Genomic DNA, 17798 nt, shown 5'->3' with positions numbered 1-17798 from the left:
GCCTCGATTTTTCGAAAGAGGTGGAGCGCTTAGACGCCGCGACCGCGGGCGATCCGTTGCACTTCTTCCTCGACCTTGGTCTCGACGATGCGCGGCAGGTTCTGGTCCAGCCACTCCTTGAGCAGCGGGCGCAGCAGCTCGCGTACGACGTCTTCCAGGGTCCGGGCGTCCTTGGGCATCAGCAGGGCCGAGCTCAGGCTGCCGAAGGCCGAAGCGGCCGCCGACGAGGCGGTGGCGCCGACCAGGGTCTCGGCCACTTCGTCGCGATCGAAGACCGGGGCGGCCGGCGGAGGCGTATAGACGGGCTCCGGCGCGGGTTCCGGCGAATAGACGTCGATGTCGCCCACGCTTTCCAGCGGCGGGAACTCGGGTTCCGGCTCCGGCTCGGGCGCGATCGGATCGGTCAGCTCGAGGATGTCGTCCTCGAACGCCTCGGGCTCCGGTTCGGGCTCGGGCGCAGCTTCGGCCGCAGGCTCCGCCGGCGCGTCATCCTCCGAGATGATGCGTCGGATGGAGGCAAGGATTTCCTCCATCGTAGGTTCTTGAGAATCGGACATGTGCGGGCCGTCGGAAAGAGGTACGAATCCTTGCGCGCCCTAGGACGCGCTTAGCCGCGATGGTGCAGACTTGAGCGGCTTAAGCAAGCGCAAGTCTGCTGCCTGAGCGGAATCGACGCGGCGAATGCCTACTTCGAACCGCCTTGCGGCTTGGTCGAGGAGGAGCCGAGCTTGTCGATCGCCTCGATCGCCGGCTCCCACGGCACCCAGCCCACGCTGTGCGTCACGCGGTCGTAGGACGCCTTCGGGTCGTAGGCGGTCGTGGTCGACGACAGCTTGTTCACGTCCAGCTGGCCCATGGCCTGCAGCACGACGGCGCTGGCCAGGTATTCGTCGCGGCGAGCCGAGACCAGGGCCAGTTCGGCGTTCGACAGTTCCAGCTGGGCGTTCAGCACGTCCAACGTAGTGCGCAGGCCGACCTGCTGCTCCTGGCGCACGCCTTCGAAGGCGATGCGGGTCGCGCGGACCTGTTCCTCGTTCGAGACGAGACCGGCGCGCGAGGCCAAGAGGTTGCTCCAGGCGTTCGAGACCTGCTGGACCGCCGAGCGCTTGGCGGTCTCGGTGGCGCTGCGGGCGGCGTTCTCACGCTCGCTGGCCGCGCGGACCTGCGAGGTCGTCAGGCCGCCGGTGAAGATCGGCACCGAGGCGGTGATCGCGCCCGAGAGGCTGCGGTCGTAGTCGCCGAACTGGCTGCCCGCGCCCGAACGACGGTCCGCAGCATAGCCCAGCGAGGCGCGGGCCGAGACGGTCGGACGATAGCCGGCCTTGGCCACGGCGACACGGGCAGCGGCGGCCTCTTCGTTGTACTTGGCCGAGGTCACGCCCGGGTTGGTCGTCTGGGCGGCCGAGAAGGCCTGGTCGACCGAGGCAGGCAGCAGACCGGCCAGGGTCGGCTCCGGCGCCAGTTCGCCCGGCGTCTGGCCGACGACGGCGGCGTAGCCGGCGCGGCTGACTTCCAGCTGGGCCTGGGTGGACGACAGGCCGGCCTTGGCGGCGGCGAGGCGCGCCTGCGACTGGGCGACATCGGTGCGGGTGATCTCGCCCACGTCGAAGCGGGCATTGGACTCGTCGAGCTGGCGCTGCAGGACCGCGACGTTCTCCTTGGCGATGCGCAGGCGTTCCTGGTCGCGACGGACGTCGACATACGACTGGACGACATTGACCAGCACGCTCTGCTCGACCGAGCGCAGGCCTTCGCGGGCCGACAGCACGTCGGCTTCAGCCGCGCTCAGATTGGCGCTGGCGCGACCGCCGGTGTAGAGCGGCTGGCTCAGCGAAATTCCGGCGCTGCTGCCGGAAACCTTGATGTCCGCCCCCGCGCCGGACGGATTGGTGTTCGAGCCCGTGATGTCGGCCGTGCCGTTCACCGTCGGGCGGAAGCCCGTGCGGGCCTGAACCACGCCTTCGTCGGTGATGCGAGCGCTGGCGCGCTGCTGCTGCAGCGTCGGATTGGTCTGGTAGGCCAGGGCGATCGCGTCTGCGAGAGTCTCGGCGTGGGCGGCGGAAAACGCCCCGACCATCAGGCTGACGCTGCAAGCGGCGGCCAGCAATCCGGCCCGTCGACGGTTCGACATCAAGATCTTATCCCCAATCACGCGAAGCTCGCGCCTGCCACAATATGATCGCGTGTAAGTCGGTCCGCTAGGCGTCGCCAGTTAAGCTTTTTTCACGCAGACGTTGCGGCAAGCGCCAAGCCTGCTTGCGGTCTAGAAGCTGAAACCCGTCTCGACCTCGAAGCCGGCCAGGACCGGCGGCGAGGCGTCGAAGGCCTGGCGACGGCCCACGCCATCGTCGGCGCGGAGGTAGATCGCGGCGCGACCGACCGGGCCGGTGCGCTCCACCACACCCAGACGGCCGCCGGCGACCAGGGCGTCCTGCCAGGCCTTCGGGGCGACGGCGACGGCGCCTTCGCAGATGATCACGTCATAGGCGCCGGCCGGAACGGCGGTCAGGTCGTCGCCTTCCAGGCGGGTGACGGCCAGGCCCATCTTCTCCAGCACGGCCGCCGCGTACGGCGCGGCGATGGCCAGGGCCTTCTCGCCCTCGCGCGGCTTCAGGGTCTGGAGCAGCTTGCCCACTTCGCGCGGACGCAGCAGCCAGCGGCCGGGCGCGTATTCGACGTCGGCGTCGGCATAGGCCAGATAGGCCTTCGAGGCCGGAACGACGCTCTCGCGCGCCACCACTCGCAGGGCGTCCTGCAGCGGCAGGTCGGTGACGTCGGCGGTGCGAATCTGGCTCTCGACCATGTTCAGCCGCGCGGCGGCGAAGTCGGTGCTCATGGAATCCCTCGAAGGACTTGGACTTTCGAGCAGGCTTATAGGTCCGCCGCTCATGGGAAGGCAATGCGATCCCCCGTCGCGCGCCAGCGTTTTGAGCCGCGCGCCCGCGACCGCGTCTGCCGGGTAGTCGACTCTCGCCCGGCAAAAGCGGCCGCAAGGTGGCGATCAGCGGAACAAATCGACCGCAACCGTACTGATGGTGAGCGGACCCGCGCCGCGTTCCAGTTCCCTCAGAGTTCAAGGTCCGTGCCCATGAAGATCGCTCAGGTCACCCCTCTCTACGAGGCCGTCCCGCCGCGCTTATACGGCGGCACGGAGCGCGTCGTCGCGCATCTGACCGACGCCCTCGTCGACCTCGGCCACGAGGTCACCCTGTTCGCCAGCGCCGACGCCCAGACCAAGGCCAAGTTGATAGCCACCCGCGACCAGGCCATCCGCCTCGACCCCGCGCCCCTGAAGTCGGACCTCGCGGCCCACCTCGCCCAGATCGCCGAGGTCCGGGCTCTGGCCGACGAATTCGACATCGTCCACTTCCACACCGACATGGTGCAGTTCCCGTTCTTCGCGGACCGGGCCAACCGCACGATCACCACCTTGCACGGCCGCCTGGATCTGAAGGACCTGCCCGCCGTCTACAAGCGCTGGCCGCAGTTCCCTCTGGTCTCGATCAGCGACGACCAGCGCCGCCCCCTACCCTTCGCCAACTGGGCCGGCACCGTCCATCACGGCATGAACGCCGACCTCTATGCCTTCTCCGAGAAGAGCGACGGCTATCTGGCCTTTCTGGGTCGCATCTCGCCGGAGAAACGGCCCGATCGCGCCATCAACCTGGCCAAGCGGCTGGGCAAGCGCCTGAAGATCGCCGCCAAGGTCGATCCCGCCGACCAAACCTATTTCGAGGACGTCATCGAGCCGATGATGAAGGGCGAACCGCTGATCGAGTTCATCGGCGAGATCGGCGACCATCAGAAGTCGGCCTTCCTGGGCGGCGCCGAGGCCCTGCTCTTCCCGATCGACTGGCCCGAGCCCTTCGGCCTGGTGATGATCGAGGCGATGGCCTGCGGGACGCCGGTCGTGGCCTATGCCTGCGGCTCGGTGCCCGAGGTGATTGATCACGGCCTGACCGGCTTCATCGTCGAGAACGACGACCAGGCGGCCGAGGCGATCATTCGCGCCAAGGACCTGGATCGAAACCGGGTCCGTCGGCGTTTCGAAGAACGGTTCTCGTCCGAGGCGATGGCCCGGCGCTACGTCACGCTCTACGAGCGGCTGTGCGGCGGCGTGGCCGTCTACCCGTCCTTGGTCGATCTCGCGGCAAGCGCATGACGCAATAAGGAGGGGCCATGGAGAATCTCGCACCGGCGCTGGACGCACCGGTCGACTACGGCGTGACGGCCGAGGTCCGTGCGCCGCAGAATCTCTACGCCCTCAAGGACAAGGACACCTTCATCGTCGCCGATGCGTTCGGCGACATCGCCGGCCAGGGCGACGGGCTGTTCCACAACGACACCCGCATCCTGTCGTTCTATCGCATGACACTGGGCGGCCACCTGACGTCGCTGCTTTCGGCGGCGGTCGCCCACGACAACGTCTTCTTCACCTGCAACAGCACCAACCAGGCCCTGCCCTATCCGGGCGAACGGATGGGGCCGCCGGGCGTGCTGCACATCGAGCGCAAGCGCTTCCTGTGGGAAGAGCGGCTCTACGAGCGCATCAAGTGCGTCAACTATAGCCGCGACACCGTCCTGCTGCCGATGGCGATCGAGTTCGACGCCGACTTCCACGACATGTTCGAGGTGCGCGGCACCCATCGCGCCAAGCGCGGGATCAAGGGCCCGCCGCACGTGGACGGCCGCCGCGTGGCCTACAGCTATATCGGCTTGGACGGCGTGGAGCGGGCCTCCTTCATCTCGTTCTCGCACGCGCCGTTCCGCCTGGGCGCGCACAAGGCCGAGTTCATGTTCTCGCTGCAGGCCGAGGGCGAGACCGAGCTCTATATCGAGATCGGCGTCACCGACGGCCACGCCCCCAGCCGCGAGCGCTTCCGCGACGCCGCGGCCCGGGCGCGATGGGACATGCGTTCTCGCCGCCGGCATGGCGCGCGACTGAACAGTTCCGGGCGCCTGTTCAACGAATGGCTGGGCAAGTCGCGCTCGGACTTGGCCCTCCTCACGACCAAGATGGAGACCGGCCCCTACCCCTATGCCGGCATCCCCTGGTTCTCGACCGCCTTCGGGCGCGACGCGATCATCACCGCCTGGCAGATCCTGTGGTTCGAGCCCTCGCTGGCCAAGGGCGTGCTGCGCTACCTCGCCGCCCACCAGGCCCAGGAACGCTCGGCCTTCCGTGACAGCGCCCCGGGCAAGATCATGCACGAGACCCGCAAGGGCGAGATGCCGGCCTTGGGCGAGGTGCCGTTCGGCCGCTACTACGGTGGGGTCGACACCACGCCACTGTTCGTGGCCCTGGCCGGCGCCTACCAGGCCCGCACCGGCGACGACAAGCTGATCGACGAGCTGTGGCCGGCGCTCACAGGGGCCATGCACTGGATCGAGCACGACGGCGACAGCGACGGCGACGGCCTGATCGACTACGCCCGAGGCCAGGACAGCGGCCTGTCGAACCAAGGCTGGAAAGACAGCGAGGACTCGGTCTTCCACACCGACGGCCGCTATCCGTCCGGTCCGGTCGCCCTGGTCGAGGTGCAGGGCTACGCCTTCGCCGCCTATCGCGGCATGGCCCGCCTGGCCGAGCGCCGGGGCGAGACCGCCCAGGCCACGATCTGGCGGGGCAAGGCCGACACCCTGCGCGAGAAGGTCGAAAAGCTCTTCTGGATGGAGGAGCGGAACTTCTACGGCATCGCGGTCGATGGCCAAGGTGAGCTGTGCCGGGTGCTGTCATCCAATCCCGGCCACCTGCTGTTCTGCGGCCTCCCCGCGCCCGAGCGCGCCAAGAAGGTCGTCGACCAGTTGCTGGCGGCCAACTTCAACTCGGGCTGGGGTCTGCGGACGCTGGCCACCGGCGAGGCGCGGTTCAATCCGATCAGCTATCACAACGGCTCGGTCTGGCCGCACGACACGGCGCTGTGCGTCATGGGCCTTTCCCGCTACGGCGAGCGCGACGGGGTGGTGAACCTGACCGCCGACCTGTTCGAGACCGCCAGCCGCATGGGCATGCGCCTGCCCGAGCTGTTCTGCGGCTTCCCCCGCTCGCCGGGCGAGCCGCCGGTGGCCTATCCCGTGGCCTGCCTGCCCCAGGCCTGGGCGGCCGGGTCGGTGTTCATGATGCTGCAGGCCTGTCTCGGCATCAGCATCGACGCCAACAAGGGCGAAATCGAGCTGGTGGATCCGCGCCTGCCGATCGGCATCGATCGCCTGAAGGTCGAGAAGCTGCGCGTCGGCGCCGAAACCGTCGACCTCACCTTCGAGCGCCAAGGTGATCGTGTGTCGGTCCACGCGGACGGCGGCGTGCCGCTGACGATCCGGTCGAAACCGTCCTGGGACTAGTCAAGGATGTCTGGAAAACCCTCGAGAGGGCGATGGCTCCGCGGGTAGGACTCGAACCTACGACCAGCCGGTTAACAGCCGGCTGCTCTACCACTGAGCTACCGCGGAACAGGTCGCTCTCAAGAAGAAGCCGGGTGATAGCGACCGACTCGAGTCGATGCAAGCGGCGCCGACGGAAATCTTTTCCTGGCCCAAAGCAGACATGCGACGGTCTGCGCCGGCTGCGCTTGGGACGTTGAAATTCGGGAAAATCAGGTCTTCGACCCAGTGGACCTGCTCGCGCCGAAGCGGCGACTGCAAGTCCAAGAGAGTGGCTCCGCGGGTAGGACTCGAACCTACGACCAGCCGGTTAACAGCCGGCTGCTCTACCACTGAGCTACCGCGGAACAGGTGGCCTCTCAGGAAGAGGCTGGGTGATAAACGCCTCACCGCAACGATGCAAGCACCGAATTTCAAAAAATCAGCCCGGCTTGGGGCCGGGCTGTTGAAAGTCAGTGATGGTGGGGTGCCTTCAAAGAAGACACCCTCAAAATCAGTGATTTATGGTTAACCAGACCTTAATTTCAGACGCTTCAGCCAAAAGGTCGCAGCTCTACGGCCGCGCGGGAATGGTCAGGCCGCGCTGCACCGCCGGACGCGCCAGCCCCGCTTCCAGCCAGCGCGGAACGTGCTTCAGCGCGCCGAAGTCGACCAGCTCGCCCGCCTCGTAGAAGCCGACGATGTTGCGCACCCAGCCCAGGCTGGCGATGTCGGCGATGGTGTAGTCGTCGCCCATGATCCAGGTCCGATCGGCCAGGCGGCTTTCCAGCACGCCCAGCAGGCGCTTGGACTCGGTGGCGTAGCGCTGGAGCGGACGCTTGTCCTCGTACTCCCGGCCCGCGAACTTATGGAAGAAGCCCACCTGGCCGAACATCGGACCGATGGCGGCCATCTGGAAGAACACCCACTGCAGGGTCTCGTAGCGCGCGGCCGGATCGGCCGGGATGAACTGGCCGGTCTTCTCGGCCAGATAGACCAGGATCGCGCCGGACTCGAACAGGCCCAGTGGCTTTCCGCCCGGCCCGTTGGGATCGATGATCGCCGGGATCTTGCCGTTCGGGTTCAACGACAGAAACTCAGGCCCCCAGGTCTCGTTCTTGCCGATGTCGATCGTGTGCGGCTCGTATGGCAGGCCGGTCTCTTCCAGCATGATCGAGACCTTCACCCCGTTGGGCGTCGGCAGCGAATAGAGCTGGATCTTGTCGGGATCCTTGGCCGGCCAGCGTTGGGTGATCGGGAAAGCGGACAGATCCGACATACGGGAACCTTGTTCTGGAGCGGTCTAGACTGGACCGCATTTGGAGAGCCGACCGGTGGTTTTCCAGGGCGTCATCCCCCTCAAAACGACGAATACAACGCCACGGCGTTTGACCGGCGCGCGAACATCGCTATCCGAAGGATGACAAGACGCCCGGGGGGGCTAAGACTTCACCATGACGACCGCCGACGACCATTGGCCGACAACCCTGGAACGGGTGATGGGCGTGCTCGATTTCGAGCTTGCCCCCATCGACAAGACCAAGTCCGAGGTCCGCGCCAAGACCCGTGGCGACATCAGCCAGTTGCCTGCCCTGGTGAGTCTGGCCGTCCAGGCCGCGCTCCAGGTCGACAAGCGGGTCGCGGTTTCCGACACCGAGGCGCCGGTTGATCGCAAGTGCATCCTGGCCCGCAAGGACATGGTCCGCGCCATGGACGAAGGCCGGAGCGCCATGTTCATCACCGGCTACACCACCGCCTACCGGCTGGAACTCGCGCGCATCCTGTGGGTCGGCATCGCCGACGCCCCGCGCCGACGGCTGGAAGAGCTGGCCAAGCCGCGCCCTCCCGCCGCCTAGACGGCGCCTACCAGGCCCCGACGTTCGGCATCGAGGCCCACGGCTCGGCGGGGGGCAGATCGCCTTCCTGCAGCAGCTCGATCGAGATGTCGTCGGGCGAGCGGACGAAGGCCATGTGGCCGTCGCGCGGCGGACGGTTGATCGTCACGCCCATGTCCATCAGGCGCTGGCACGTCGCGTAGATGTCGTCGACGCGATAGGCCAGGTGACCGAAGTTGCGCGCGCCGCCGTAGTCCTCGACGTCCCAGTTGTAGGTCAGCTCGACCATCGGCCCCTTGCGGTCCTTGGCCAGGTCGACATCGTCCGGCGCGGCCAGGAACACCAGGGTGAAGCGGCCCTTCTCGTTCTCCATGCGGTACATTTCGCGCAGGCCCAGGCCCTCGCAATAGAACCGCAGCGAGGCGTCCAGATCACGGACGCGGACCATGCTGTGCTGATAGCGCAAGACGAAGCTCCCTCACCTAAAGTCCCGACGGGTATAGACCCCGGCTCGCGACCGGCAATCCACTAATCGGGCCGCTAGACGGGCTCGCGCTCCCGCGTCTGGCGACGCCACAGGGCCGCGTACTCGCCGCCGGCGTCGAGCAGGACCTCGTGCCGTCCGCGTTCGACGATCTTGCCCCGGCGCAGCACGACGATCTCGTCGGCGTCGGCGATGGTCGAGAGGCGGTGCGCCACGACCAGGGTCGTCCGCCCTGCCCTCGCCTTGCGCAAGGTCGCCTGGATCGCCGCTTCGGTGCGGCTGTCGAGGGCGCTGGTGGCCTCGTCCAGGATCAGGACTCGCGGCTCGGCCAGCAGGGCCCGGGCGATGCCGACCCGCTGACGCTCGCCGCCGGAGAGCTTCAGACCGCGCTCGCCGACCTTGGTGCCCATACCTTCGGGTAGGTTGCGGATGAACTCGCCCAGCTCCGCCGCCTCGGCCGCCGCCCAGACCTCGGCCTCGGAGGCCTCGGGCCGCGCGAAGGCGATATTGGCGGCCAGGGTGTCGTTGAACAGGGCCACGTCCTGCGGGACCAGAGCCACGGCGCGGCGCAGCGAAGCCTGCTTCAGGTCGCGCAGGTCGTGACCATCCAGGGTCACCCGGCCGGCCTGGGGATCGATCATCCGCAGCGCCAGGCGCACCAGCGTGGTCTTGCCCGCTCCCGAGGGTCCGACGATGGCCACCGTCGTTCCCGGGGCGACCGTCAGCGAGACATCCGACAGGCCCTCCGAGCGCGCGCCGTGGCGGAACCAAACGGCCTCGAAGGCCACGGCCCCGCCGCGCTGGTCTGGGCACGGCGGCAGGTCCCGAGCGCCCGGCGCGTCGGCCACGTCAGCCGTCTGGCGGCGCAGCTCCAGCATCGACTCCATGTCGATCAGCGACTGGCGGATTTCGCGATAGGCAAAGCCCAGGATGTTCAGCGGCGCATAAAGGTTGATCAGGATGAGGACCGCGGCGGTGACGTCGCCGGGACCGATCTTGCCGGACGCGGCCTCCGCGCCCGCCAGCACGGCCATGCCGCCCAATCCCAGGCTCATCACGGCCGACTGGATCAGGTTCAGCAGGTTCAGCGACTGAGTCGCCTTGATGTTGGCCTCGCCGTAGCGGTCCAGCGCCTGGTCGTAGCCCGCCACCGCGCGATCCTCGCCGCCGAACGACTTAACGGTCTCGTAGTTCAGAAGGGCGTCGACCGCCCTGCCCGCCGCCTCGGCGTCAGCCTCGTTCAAGGCCCGACGGTGGCCGATCCGCCAGTCCGAGATGGCGAAGGTCAGGTAGCCGTAGACGGCCACGGTCGCCAAGGCCACGGCCGCGAACCGCCAGTCATAGGCCTTGGCCAGGACGATGGCGGCCATGACGAGTTCGACGCCCGTGGGGGCCAGGTTGAAGGCCAGGCTGCGCAGCAGGAAGTCCATCGACCGCGAACCGCGGTCGATCGTCCGCGATAGCGTGCCAGTGCGCTTGGATTGGTGGAAATCGATCGACAGCGACAGAGCGTGGGAGAAGGTCTCGACCGCCGCCCGGTTCTGGGCCGCCTGGGCCACCGGCGTGAAGATGGTGTCGCGCGCCTGGGGCGCCGCGGCTGAGACGAAGCGGATCAACGCCCAGCCGATGGCCAAGCCGGCGAAGGCCCAGGTGACGGCCGTCGCCGCGCTCTGCCCGGCCGAAAGCTGGTTGACCGCCTTGCCCAGCATCAGCGGGGCCAGCACGCCCAGGGCCTTGCCGGCCAGGGTCAGCAGCAGGGCCACGGTCACCCGCCAGCGCAAGCCCGGCGCCTTTGACCGCAGCACGAGCTGGAAGAGATCGCCCATGGCCCGCCAGAACCGCACAGGCTGGTCGGCCTTGGCGATGCCGCCGGGCGACGCGTCGCGGCCGGCCGAGGGCGGACCGCCCATCCCCCTCATCGCGCGGCGCCGATCAGCAGCGTGGTCTGGATGCCGCCGCCGGGCGTCATCCAGTCGATCCGCCAGCCGGTGGCGACCCGCTCGGCGCGAACCGGACCGTAGACCAGCGGCGCGGGCGGCGTCGTGACCACGGACACCGCGTTCTCACCGCCGTCGCCCGCCACCTGGATGTCGTGAGCGCCGGACGACAACGGATCGGTGAGCGCGATGTAGAAATGACCGGTGTCGTCGGTGCGGCCGCCGCCGCGCGTAATGCGGTCGACACGCACGTTCAGCCCGGCGCCCGGCGTGGCGACGCCCGACACCACGGCGCCGCCCGCGCGGTCGACATCCACGCTCAGGATGCGGGGCGAGGACGATTCCCGCGCCACCCGGCGAGCGCCGGTCCCGGCCCGCAGCAGGGCGACTTCCCCGCCCTCGGCGATCATCACATAGCCTTCCGCCTGGACGGTTCGACCTTCGTGGGTCGTCGAGAGGCCGAACAGTCGGACGCCGGGCTCGTTCGGGACAGTCAGACCCCATTTGCCCTGGGCGTCGGTCTTGCCCATCACCACCTCGCCGGTGGGCGAGCCCAGCCGTACGTCGGCATTGGCCACGCCCTGGCCGGACAAGGCGACGCCGTTCCCGACGCGCTGGCCGCTCTCCAAGGTCGGCGGACCGACATAGCCAGCCTCGGCGCTGTCCGCCCTGTCGGCCGCCGCTGGCGCACCCGGCGTGCTGGGCCCGCAAGCCGTCAGCAGACCGGCGGCAAAACCGGTCGCGAGCATCGACGACTTGAAAGCCCGGAAACGAATCCTGATCATGCGGCCTCAGATAGGGATAGATCGAAGGCGCGCGAGCCCGCGCGCCTTCGTCTTGTTTGGAGTGGACGACGATGCCCGACGTGTCTAGCCGCCTGGGATCCGTCTGCGTCTATTGCGGATCGTCCAACGACGCCGAGCCCACCTACATCACGGACGCTTATCGGATCGGAGAGAGCTTCGCCCAGGCCGGGCTGAAGCTGATCTACGGCGGCGGCGGTGTCGGCCTGATGGGCGCCACGGCGCGCGGAGCCCATTCCGGCGGGGGCGCGGTGCTGGGAATCATCCCGACCTTCCTTCGCGGCCGCGAGCAGCCGTTCGACGACGTCGAGACCGTCGTCGTCGACAACATGCACGAGCGGAAAATGATGATGTTCGAGCGCGCCGACGCCTTCGTCGTGCTGCCCGGCGGAATCGGCACCTTGGAAGAGATCGTCGAACTTCTATCTTGGCGCCGTTTAGATCTTCACCAGAAGCCGATTGTGTTCCATAACCCCGGCGGCTTCTGGGACCCGTTCTTCGCGCTGATCCACCACACGATCGACGCGCGCCTGACCCCGCCCACCTTGGCCGACGCCTGGCGCGCGGTCGAACGGGCCGAGGACGTCACCCCGGCCCTGCTCGCCTGGGACGAAGAAATCTACCAGGCCGGCGCGCCGGCCACGCTTCGGCCATTGACTTAGTTTTCAAAAAAGACGCACTATCCGCGTGAGCTCGCTCGGCATGCAAGGCCGCGCGCGCTCATGCGCTGGATCTCCCATCCAGCGCGGGGATAGGAGACCAAGGAAATGCGTACCGCTACTTTCGCGGGCCTGACGGCCTGCGCCCTGATGGCTGGCCTGCTGGCCGGCCCCGCCTCCGCCGCCGACACCGAAGGCGCCTGGCTGAAGCTGAAGACCCCCGTCTCGACGGACCACTTCATCCAGGACGGCTCGGTCTGGCGCTGCAAGGCCGACGTCTGCACCGCCACCAAGGTCCGGGCTCTGCCCGTGGCGCGCGCCTGCCGCAAGCTGGCCGGCCAGCTGGGCGAACTGACCGCCTTCAACTACCGCGGCGAACCGCTGGAAGATGCGGCGATCACCGAGTGCAACACGGCCGCCAAGCCCAAGGGCTAAGCCCCTCGATCTCGGCAAAAATAAAGGCCTCCGCCGGCGAACCGGCGGAGGCCTCTTTCTTTCGGGGTGTGGGACCCTTCGAGGGCTACTTGCGCCCAAGCAGCTTGGACAACCAGGGGGTCGACTTCGTGCTCGACCGCGCCCCCACCAGCATGCCGCCCATCAGGGCGAACGAGAACATGGCGTGGTTCATCTTCGATACGTTCATTGGCGGCGTCTCCCAGATAAGCCGTTAGGACCAGGAGACGCGCGCGGCTTACAGGGGCTTCCACCCTCCTAGTCGTCAGCGCGTCATGGCCAAGCATGCGTCCATCGCCAGGTCGCGCAAGTAAAATTAATCCGTATAGGGACTATATCAGCGTGCGGACGATCCGCGCTCAGCTCGCTGATTTCACGCGATTATTTAGTCCGTACACATTGCGAATTTCGAGTCATTCGAGGCGGTGCAAGGCCTTGCGCCCTTTGGGATTGGCGAAAAACGCCCCTCTCTATCCGAGACGCCGATTTCCAGCGACCACGCACGAAAAAGCCGCCCGCGTCGGCGTGACGCAGGCGGCTTGTCAGGTTCGGGTCCGTTGGTCCGTAGGCGGTTTAGGCCGCAGCGTCGAACGACAGCGACTCGTAGCGCTTCAGATGGTGATCGACCGAGCCAAACAGGCCCTCGATCAGGCTGGCGCGCTTGAAGTAGTGGCCGATGGCCAGCTCGTCGGTCATGCCCATGCCGCCATGGATCTGGATGGCGTTCTGGCCCACGAACTTGCAGGCGCGACCGATGCGGACCTTCATGGCCGAGACGGCCTTGGCGCGCTCGGCGGCGCTGTCGTCGACCTTGATCGTGGCCATGTAGGTCATCGACACCGACTGCTCGACCTCGATGAACATGTCGACCATCCGGTGTTGCAGCACCTGGAAGTTGGCGATCGAGGTGCCGAACTGCTTGCGCTGCTTGGCGTAGTCCAGGGTGCCTTCGTGCAGCTTGCGCAGCACGCCCACGGCCTCGGCGCCGACGGCGGCGGTGGCCTCGTCCAGCACCTGGTTGACCAGGGCCAGGCCGTCTTCCGAGATCAGGGCGTCGGCCGGGACCGAGACGTTCTCGAAATAGATTTCAGAGGCGCGGTTGCCGTCGACGGTCGGGTAGTCGCGGGTGACGACGCCCGGCAGGGTCTTGTCGATCAGGAACACGCCGACGCCGCCGGCGTCGCGCTGGGCGCCGCCGGTGCGGGCGGTGACGATCAGGTGCGAGGCGAACGGCGCGCCGACGACCACGGCCTTGTGGCCGTTCAGGACCCAGCCGGAACCGTCCTTCTTGGCCGTCGTCTTCAGGTCCTGCCAGGTGTAGCGGGCCTGCGGCTCGGCGTAGGCGAAGGCCACGGTCGTGGTCCCGCCGACAATGCCCTCGATCACCGAGGCCGCGCCGGCATAGCCCGAATGCTTCATGAAGCCGCCGCCGATGACGACGGTGCCCAGATAGGGCTCGATCACGAGCGCCTTACCGAACTCCTCCATGATGATCATGTTGTCGATCGCGCCGCCGCCCAGGCCGCCCAGTTCCTCGCTGAACGAAGCGCCCAGGATGCCCAGCTCCTCGGCGAAAGCTTTCCAGTAGTCGGCGCGCCAGCCGGCGTCAGAGCTGACGATCTTGCGGCGGGTCTCGAAGTCGTACTTGTCCTGCAGGAAGCTCGCGACCGTGTCGCGGACCATCGACTGCTCTTCGGTGAAGTTGAAATCCATCCCTGGGTTTCCGTTCTTCTATCGCCCGGCCTTCACGCCGGGTCGTTGAAATCATGAGAGAGCGAAGTCCGGGCCGCTCGGCGGCCCGGTTGGGTCGCGAGCGCTAGAGCCCCAGCACCATCTTGGCGATGATGTTGCGCTGGATCTCGTTGGAGCCGCCGTAGATCGACGTCTTGCGGACATTGAAATAGGTCGGCGCGGCGCGATGGGCGAAGTCGGGGCCGATCGGATGGGCGTTGTCGCCGTCCTTCGGGAAGCCGCGGAAGTACGGCGCGCCGTAGTGGCCGGCCGCTTCCAGGACGAGCTCGGTGATCCGCTGCTGGATCTCGGTGCCCTTGATCTTCAGGACGCTGGACTCCGGACCGGGGCCGCGACCGGCCGCTTCGCCGGCCAGGGTGCGCAACTCGGTATATTCCAGCGCCGTCAGGTCGATCTCCAGCTCGGCGATCTTGCGCTTGAACATCGGATCCTTGATCAGCGCGTCGCCGTCGTCCGACAGCTCGGCCGAAGCAATCTGGCGGATACGCTCGATGCCGCGCTTGGAGCGCGCCACGCCGGCGATGCCGCTACGCTCGTGGGCCAGCAGGAACTTGGCGCAGGTCCAGCCCTTGTTCTCGTCGAAGATGCGGTTCTCGACCGGCACCTTGACGTTCTCGAGCCAGACCTCGTTGACCTCGTGCTCGCCGCCCAGGGTGATGATCGGACGCACGGTCACGCCCGGCGATTTCATGTCGATCAGCAGAAACGAGATGCCTTCCTGGATCTTGGCGGTCGGGTCGGTGCGGACCAGGCAGAAGATCCAGTCGCCGTGCTGGGCCAGGGTGGTCCAGGTCTTCTGGCCGTTGACCAGGTAGTATTCCTTGCCGTCGTCGCCGGTGAAGCGCTCGGCCTTGGTCTTCAGACTGGCCAGGTCCGAACCGGCGCCCGGCTCGCTGTAACCCTGCGACCACCAGATGTCGCCCGACAGCGTCGGCGGCAGGAAGCGTTCCTTTTGCTCCGGCGTGCCGAACGTGTAGATCACCGGGCCGACCATGTTGATGCCGAACGGCAGGATCGGCACGCAGTCGGCGCGAGCGGTCTCTTCCGACCAGATGTAGCGCTGCACCGAGGTCCAGCCCGGACCGCCGAACTTTTCCGGCCAGGCCGGAGCGACCCAGCCCTTCTTGGCGAGGGTGCGGTGCCAGGAGAGGAAGTCCTCCTTGGCCATCTCCTCGCCCTCCTCCTGCTTCTCCCGCAGGCCCGCCGGATAGTTCTCGGCGATGAAGGCGCGGACCTCGTCGCGGAAGGCGAGGTCCTCGGGCGAGAAGTCGAGATTCATGGCGAGCTCCCGTTCAGCCGGCCCCTCTTGAGGGAGCCGTACAATGCGTTTCGGGCGCCACGATAGATGTCGAACGAACGTTTGGAAAGATGACGTTAGCGTCAACGGAAGTGAAAGTTATCCGCGTTCACCTACGCCACGAAAAACGGTCGGATAAGACGCGTCAGCGGACTTCACAGGCCAGCTTGACGAGGGCCAGGGCCGAGGCGCCGCCGACCCCTTCCTCGTCCAGCGTATCGAGCGCCAGAAGCGGCCGCTTGTCGAGGATTTCGAGCAGGCGGGCGTGGCCCTTGGCGGGGCTGACATGGGCCGCCAGGCAGTGGTCGATCGCGCCGGGCTCGACGGCCCGGACGATGGCGGCGGCGGCGCAGGCGGCGTAGCCGTCCAGGAGGACGGGGATCTTCTGGACGCGCGCGGCCAGGATCGCGCCGACGACGGCGGCGGTTTCGCGGCCGCCCAGCTGGCGCAGGAGTTCCAGGGGATCGTCGCCCATGTCCTCGGCCTTGCCGCGCGCGACGGCGGCGGCGACCGGTTCCGGATCGTCCGACCAATCCGAGGCCTCGCCACCGAACAGCGCCAGGCACACGGCGGCGGCCGTGCGGGCAGGCTCGGCGGCGATGACGCCGGCGATCAGCAGATCCGGCTGCTTGGCCAGGGCCTCCATGCCGAAGGCGATGGTGGCGGCCGCCTCCTTCTCGCTCATCGACGGCTTGTCGACGGCGTCTGGCGACGGACGGTCGATGGCGAGGTCGAAGGCTTCCAGGCCCGCGCCCTGCACGCCAGCGATGCGCGAGACGGTCGCGCCGCCCGAGGCGATGGCCTCCAGGCGGTCACGGGCATAGCCCCTCGGCCCCACGCCCTGGCGCGCGCCCGCATAGAGGGCCACCACCGGCCGGTTCACGACGGGCGGACTCTTGCCGCTCCAGGCTGTCAGCCAGGCGGAGATCTCGGCCAGCCGGCCGCCCTGCTCCAGCGTCGGGGAAGGCCCCGGCGCGGGCGGCGAGACGGCGAGCTGGCGGATGTCGGCGAACGGGGAAGCGGTCATGGGGCGCGGACTTAAACCGCTCCGCGCCCAAAGCAACCCCAGAACGACTTAAGATCCAGAACGACTTAGGACGACAGGCCCGACTTGGCGAGCGACGTGCCGAAGAAGCTCTGGCAGACGCCATCGCGCTCGGCGATCAGCTTCGCCTTGCGCTCGTCGTCCTTGGTCTTGCTCTGCCGAGCGGCCTCGGCCTTCAGCGTGTCACCGCGGTCGGTGACGTTGCTGCCTCGGCCGAAGGCCTGCGACTTGATTTGGGCCGCGAGGTCGCCGGCGGGCGCTTCGCCCAGCGAGGCCGATTGGGCCAGGGCCAGGCAACGATTGGCCTGCAGGTACTGGCCGTCGGTCCAGCGATCGCTGGCGCCGGCCGCGAGCGCCGGGGCGGCGGCCGAGGCCAGAACGCCGACGGCGAGGGTCGAAAGGACGAATTTGCGCATGGGATCTCTCCTGATCTTCAAGGCGCGACCGCTCATTCCCCCGACGCTTGCGCGCCGACGGCGGAACGGAGATGCTTGAAACGATGACTTCCGAAACCAAACCGCCCCGCCCGATCGCCACGCCTTGCGTGAAGGTCTGCGCGGTCGATGGCGCGACGGGTTACTGCCTGGGTTGCCGGCGGACCCTGCCGGAGATCGCCGGCTGGGCCCGACTGAGCGATGCGGAGCGGGAAGCCATCATGGCCGCCCTCCCCGATCGTCCCGACCCGATGATCGCCCTGATAGCGGCCGCCGGGCGCGGCTAGGGTCTACTTGGCGCCGCCAAGATAGGTGGCGCAGCTGGCTTCGCGTTCCGCCAGCAGCTTCGCCTTCTTCTCGCCGTCGGCGCCGGCCGCGGCCTTCACGGCGTCGGCCATCTTGTTCTGGGCCGAGGTCTTCACCGCCAGGGTGCGGGTCGAGCCTTCATTGCGGAGGAATTCGTCGATCGCGGCGGTGTCCAGCTTGCCCAGGCTTTCCGAGCTGGCCAGACCGCGGCATCGCGCGGCTTCAAGATACTGGAAGTTGGACACGCCGGCATTGGCGACCCCAGCGAACGACGCAACGGCGACGGTAGCGATGATCAGCGCTTTCATGGCGATATTCCCTCGATAAGCCACTTTATTGTTGGCCGCAGAGATAACGCCGAGGCGAAGATTTCCGAAGTTAATTCCAAGACATGAAAAGCATTACGCGAATGTAATACTCGACATTAAATCGA

At 67.5% G+C, this 17798-nt stretch carries 19 protein-coding genes and 2 tRNA genes; 6 read left to right on the top strand and 15 right to left on the bottom strand.

The window, feature by feature from the left end; genetic code table 11:
- Nucleotides 1-29: 29 nt before the first annotated feature.
- The 3 genes from popZ to AC07NN_RS06430 form a co-directional block, all read right to left on the bottom strand.
- Nucleotides 30-557 (bottom strand): pole-organizing protein PopZ, encoded by a 528-nt coding sequence (gene popZ, locus AC07NN_RS06440; RefSeq protein WP_494638662.1) that lies wholly within the window; start codon nucleotides 555-557, stop codon nucleotides 30-32.
- 128 nt (nucleotides 558-685) lie between these two features.
- The gene (locus AC07NN_RS06435) at nucleotides 686-2137 is read right to left on the bottom strand and encodes a TolC family outer membrane protein (protein ID WP_494640027.1); all 1452 of its coding nucleotides are present in this window, start codon (nucleotides 2135-2137) and stop codon (nucleotides 686-688) included.
- Nucleotides 2138-2263: 126 nt separating this feature from the next.
- Nucleotides 2264-2836, bottom strand: coding sequence for a protein-L-isoaspartate O-methyltransferase family protein (locus AC07NN_RS06430; protein WP_494638660.1), 573 nt, complete (start codon nucleotides 2834-2836; stop codon nucleotides 2264-2266).
- A 252-nt stretch (nucleotides 2837-3088) separates the two neighbouring features.
- Here AC07NN_RS06430 and AC07NN_RS06425 point away from each other — a divergent pair, with 252 nt between their 5' ends.
- Nucleotides 3089-4162: a glycosyltransferase family 4 protein gene (locus AC07NN_RS06425; RefSeq protein WP_494638658.1), complete on the top strand. Its 1074-nt coding sequence runs from the start codon at nucleotides 3089-3091 to the stop codon at nucleotides 4160-4162.
- A 17-nt stretch (nucleotides 4163-4179) separates the two neighbouring features.
- On the top strand, nucleotides 4180-6342 hold the full coding sequence (locus AC07NN_RS06420) for an amylo-alpha-1,6-glucosidase (RefSeq protein ID WP_494638656.1): 2163 nt from the start codon (nucleotides 4180-4182) through the stop codon (nucleotides 6340-6342).
- Between the two features lie 33 nt (nucleotides 6343-6375).
- Here the strand turns inward: AC07NN_RS06420 and AC07NN_RS06415 are convergent.
- The 3 genes from AC07NN_RS06415 to AC07NN_RS06405 all read right to left on the bottom strand — a co-directional run bounded on the left by AC07NN_RS06415 (nucleotide 6376) and on the right by AC07NN_RS06405 (nucleotide 7639).
- Nucleotides 6376-6450 (bottom strand) — tRNA-Asn (locus AC07NN_RS06415).
- A 203-nt stretch (nucleotides 6451-6653) separates the two neighbouring features.
- Nucleotides 6654-6728, bottom strand: a tRNA-Asn gene (locus AC07NN_RS06410).
- A 206-nt stretch (nucleotides 6729-6934) separates the two neighbouring features.
- Nucleotides 6935-7639, bottom strand: a complete 705-nt coding sequence (locus tag AC07NN_RS06405; RefSeq protein ID WP_494638654.1) for a glutathione S-transferase N-terminal domain-containing protein — start codon at nucleotides 7637-7639, stop codon at nucleotides 6935-6937.
- Between the two features lie 175 nt (nucleotides 7640-7814).
- On the opposite strand from AC07NN_RS06405, the gene AC07NN_RS06400 reads away from it, so the two are divergent.
- Nucleotides 7815-8216 carry a hypothetical protein gene (locus AC07NN_RS06400; RefSeq protein WP_494638652.1) on the top strand — a complete coding sequence of 134 codons (402 nt, stop codon included), beginning with the start codon at nucleotides 7815-7817 and terminating at the stop codon, nucleotides 8214-8216.
- A 7-nt stretch (nucleotides 8217-8223) separates the two neighbouring features.
- Here the strand turns inward: AC07NN_RS06400 and AC07NN_RS06395 are convergent, their stop codons facing one another.
- The 3 genes from AC07NN_RS06395 to AC07NN_RS06385 all read right to left on the bottom strand — a co-directional run bounded on the left by AC07NN_RS06395 (nucleotide 8224) and on the right by AC07NN_RS06385 (nucleotide 11401).
- On the bottom strand, nucleotides 8224-8661 hold the full coding sequence (locus AC07NN_RS06395; RefSeq protein ID WP_494638650.1) for a VOC family protein: 438 nt from the start codon (nucleotides 8659-8661) through the stop codon (nucleotides 8224-8226).
- 74 nt (nucleotides 8662-8735) lie between these two features.
- Nucleotides 8736-10664 (bottom strand): ABCB family ABC transporter ATP-binding protein/permease, encoded by a 1929-nt coding sequence (locus AC07NN_RS06390; RefSeq protein ID WP_494640025.1) that lies wholly within the window; start codon nucleotides 10662-10664, stop codon nucleotides 8736-8738.
- The gene (locus AC07NN_RS06385) at nucleotides 10595-11401 is read right to left on the bottom strand and encodes a hypothetical protein (protein ID WP_494638647.1); all 807 of its coding nucleotides are present in this window, start codon (nucleotides 11399-11401) and stop codon (nucleotides 10595-10597) included. The genes AC07NN_RS06390 and AC07NN_RS06385 overlap by 70 nt, the downstream gene beginning before the upstream one ends.
- 71 nt (nucleotides 11402-11472) lie before the next feature.
- Here AC07NN_RS06385 and AC07NN_RS06380 point away from each other — a divergent pair, with 71 nt between their 5' ends.
- Both AC07NN_RS06380 and AC07NN_RS06375 read left to right on the top strand, forming a co-directional pair.
- The gene (locus AC07NN_RS06380; protein WP_494638645.1) at nucleotides 11473-12081 is read left to right on the top strand and encodes an LOG family protein; all 609 of its coding nucleotides are present in this window, start codon (nucleotides 11473-11475) and stop codon (nucleotides 12079-12081) included.
- Between the two features lie 105 nt (nucleotides 12082-12186).
- A complete protein-coding gene (locus AC07NN_RS06375) occupies nucleotides 12187-12513 on the top strand; it encodes a DUF8200 family protein (RefSeq protein WP_494638643.1) in 327 nt (108 codons plus the stop codon).
- An 85-nt stretch (nucleotides 12514-12598) separates the two neighbouring features.
- Here AC07NN_RS06375 and AC07NN_RS06370 read toward each other — a convergent pair whose 3' ends face one another.
- From AC07NN_RS06370 to AC07NN_RS06350, 5 genes are all read right to left on the bottom strand, one after another.
- Complete coding sequence (locus AC07NN_RS06370) at nucleotides 12599-12721, bottom strand: hypothetical protein (protein ID WP_494638641.1); 123 nt, start codon at nucleotides 12719-12721, stop codon at nucleotides 12599-12601.
- A 383-nt stretch (nucleotides 12722-13104) separates the two neighbouring features.
- Entirely contained in the window at nucleotides 13105-14244 is a 1140-nt protein-coding gene (locus AC07NN_RS06365) for an acyl-CoA dehydrogenase family protein (protein WP_494638639.1), read from the bottom strand.
- A gap of 103 nt (nucleotides 14245-14347) precedes the next feature.
- Nucleotides 14348-15562: an acyl-CoA dehydrogenase family protein gene (locus AC07NN_RS06360; RefSeq protein ID WP_494638637.1), complete on the bottom strand. Its 1215-nt coding sequence runs from the start codon at nucleotides 15560-15562 to the stop codon at nucleotides 14348-14350.
- A 163-nt stretch (nucleotides 15563-15725) separates the two neighbouring features.
- Nucleotides 15726-16607 carry a nicotinate-nucleotide--dimethylbenzimidazole phosphoribosyltransferase gene (locus AC07NN_RS06355; RefSeq protein ID WP_494638635.1) on the bottom strand — a complete coding sequence of 294 codons (882 nt, stop codon included), beginning with the start codon at nucleotides 16605-16607 and terminating at the stop codon, nucleotides 15726-15728.
- A 65-nt stretch (nucleotides 16608-16672) separates the two neighbouring features.
- Nucleotides 16673-17041, bottom strand: a complete 369-nt coding sequence (locus AC07NN_RS06350; protein WP_494638633.1) for a hypothetical protein — start codon at nucleotides 17039-17041, stop codon at nucleotides 16673-16675.
- 83 nt (nucleotides 17042-17124) lie between these two features.
- Here AC07NN_RS06350 and AC07NN_RS06345 point away from each other — a divergent pair, with 83 nt between their 5' ends.
- Nucleotides 17125-17346: a DUF1289 domain-containing protein gene (locus AC07NN_RS06345; RefSeq protein ID WP_494638631.1), complete on the top strand. Its 222-nt coding sequence runs from the start codon at nucleotides 17125-17127 to the stop codon at nucleotides 17344-17346.
- A gap of 3 nt (nucleotides 17347-17349) precedes the next feature.
- Here AC07NN_RS06345 and AC07NN_RS06340 read toward each other — a convergent pair whose 3' ends face one another.
- Complete coding sequence (locus tag AC07NN_RS06340) at nucleotides 17350-17673, bottom strand: hypothetical protein (protein ID WP_494638629.1); 324 nt, start codon at nucleotides 17671-17673, stop codon at nucleotides 17350-17352.
- Nucleotides 17674-17798 lie beyond the last annotated feature (125 nt).

This window comes from Caulobacter sp. GW821-FHT09H08, assembly GCF_059415885.1.
This window is presented reverse-complemented; position numbering and strand designations above follow the sequence as displayed.

Excerpts from the sequence above, each read along its gene's own strand:
- popZ (WP_494638662.1), bottom strand. The coding sequence starts at position 557 with ATGTCCGATTCTCAAGAACCTACGATGGAGGAAATCCTTGCCTCCATC.
- AC07NN_RS06430 (WP_494638660.1), bottom strand. The coding sequence starts at position 2,836 with ATGAGCACCGACTTCGCCGCCGCGCGGCTGAACATGGTCGAGAGCCAG.
- AC07NN_RS06425 (WP_494638658.1), top strand. The coding sequence starts at position 3,089 with ATGAAGATCGCTCAGGTCACCCCTCTCTACGAGGCCGTCCCGCCGCGC.
- AC07NN_RS06420 (WP_494638656.1), top strand. The coding sequence starts at position 4,180 with ATGGAGAATCTCGCACCGGCGCTGGACGCACCGGTCGACTACGGCGTG.
- AC07NN_RS06405 (WP_494638654.1), bottom strand. The coding sequence starts at position 7,639 with ATGTCGGATCTGTCCGCTTTCCCGATCACCCAACGCTGGCCGGCCAAG.
- AC07NN_RS06400 (WP_494638652.1), top strand. The coding sequence starts at position 7,815 with ATGACGACCGCCGACGACCATTGGCCGACAACCCTGGAACGGGTGATG.
- AC07NN_RS06385 (WP_494638647.1), bottom strand. The coding sequence starts at position 11,401 with ATGATCAGGATTCGTTTCCGGGCTTTCAAGTCGTCGATGCTCGCGACC.
- AC07NN_RS06380 (WP_494638645.1), top strand. The coding sequence starts at position 11,473 with ATGCCCGACGTGTCTAGCCGCCTGGGATCCGTCTGCGTCTATTGCGGA.
- AC07NN_RS06375 (WP_494638643.1), top strand. The coding sequence starts at position 12,187 with ATGCGTACCGCTACTTTCGCGGGCCTGACGGCCTGCGCCCTGATGGCT.
- AC07NN_RS06370 (WP_494638641.1), bottom strand. The coding sequence starts at position 12,721 with ATGAACGTATCGAAGATGAACCACGCCATGTTCTCGTTCGCCCTGATG.
- AC07NN_RS06365 (WP_494638639.1), bottom strand. The coding sequence starts at position 14,244 with ATGGATTTCAACTTCACCGAAGAGCAGTCGATGGTCCGCGACACGGTC.
- AC07NN_RS06360 (WP_494638637.1), bottom strand. The coding sequence starts at position 15,562 with ATGAATCTCGACTTCTCGCCCGAGGACCTCGCCTTCCGCGACGAGGTC.
- AC07NN_RS06355 (WP_494638635.1), bottom strand. The coding sequence starts at position 16,607 with ATGACCGCTTCCCCGTTCGCCGACATCCGCCAGCTCGCCGTCTCGCCG.
- AC07NN_RS06350 (WP_494638633.1), bottom strand. The coding sequence starts at position 17,041 with ATGCGCAAATTCGTCCTTTCGACCCTCGCCGTCGGCGTTCTGGCCTCG.
- AC07NN_RS06345 (WP_494638631.1), top strand. The coding sequence starts at position 17,125 with ATGACTTCCGAAACCAAACCGCCCCGCCCGATCGCCACGCCTTGCGTG.
- AC07NN_RS06340 (WP_494638629.1), bottom strand. The coding sequence starts at position 17,673 with ATGAAAGCGCTGATCATCGCTACCGTCGCCGTTGCGTCGTTCGCTGGG.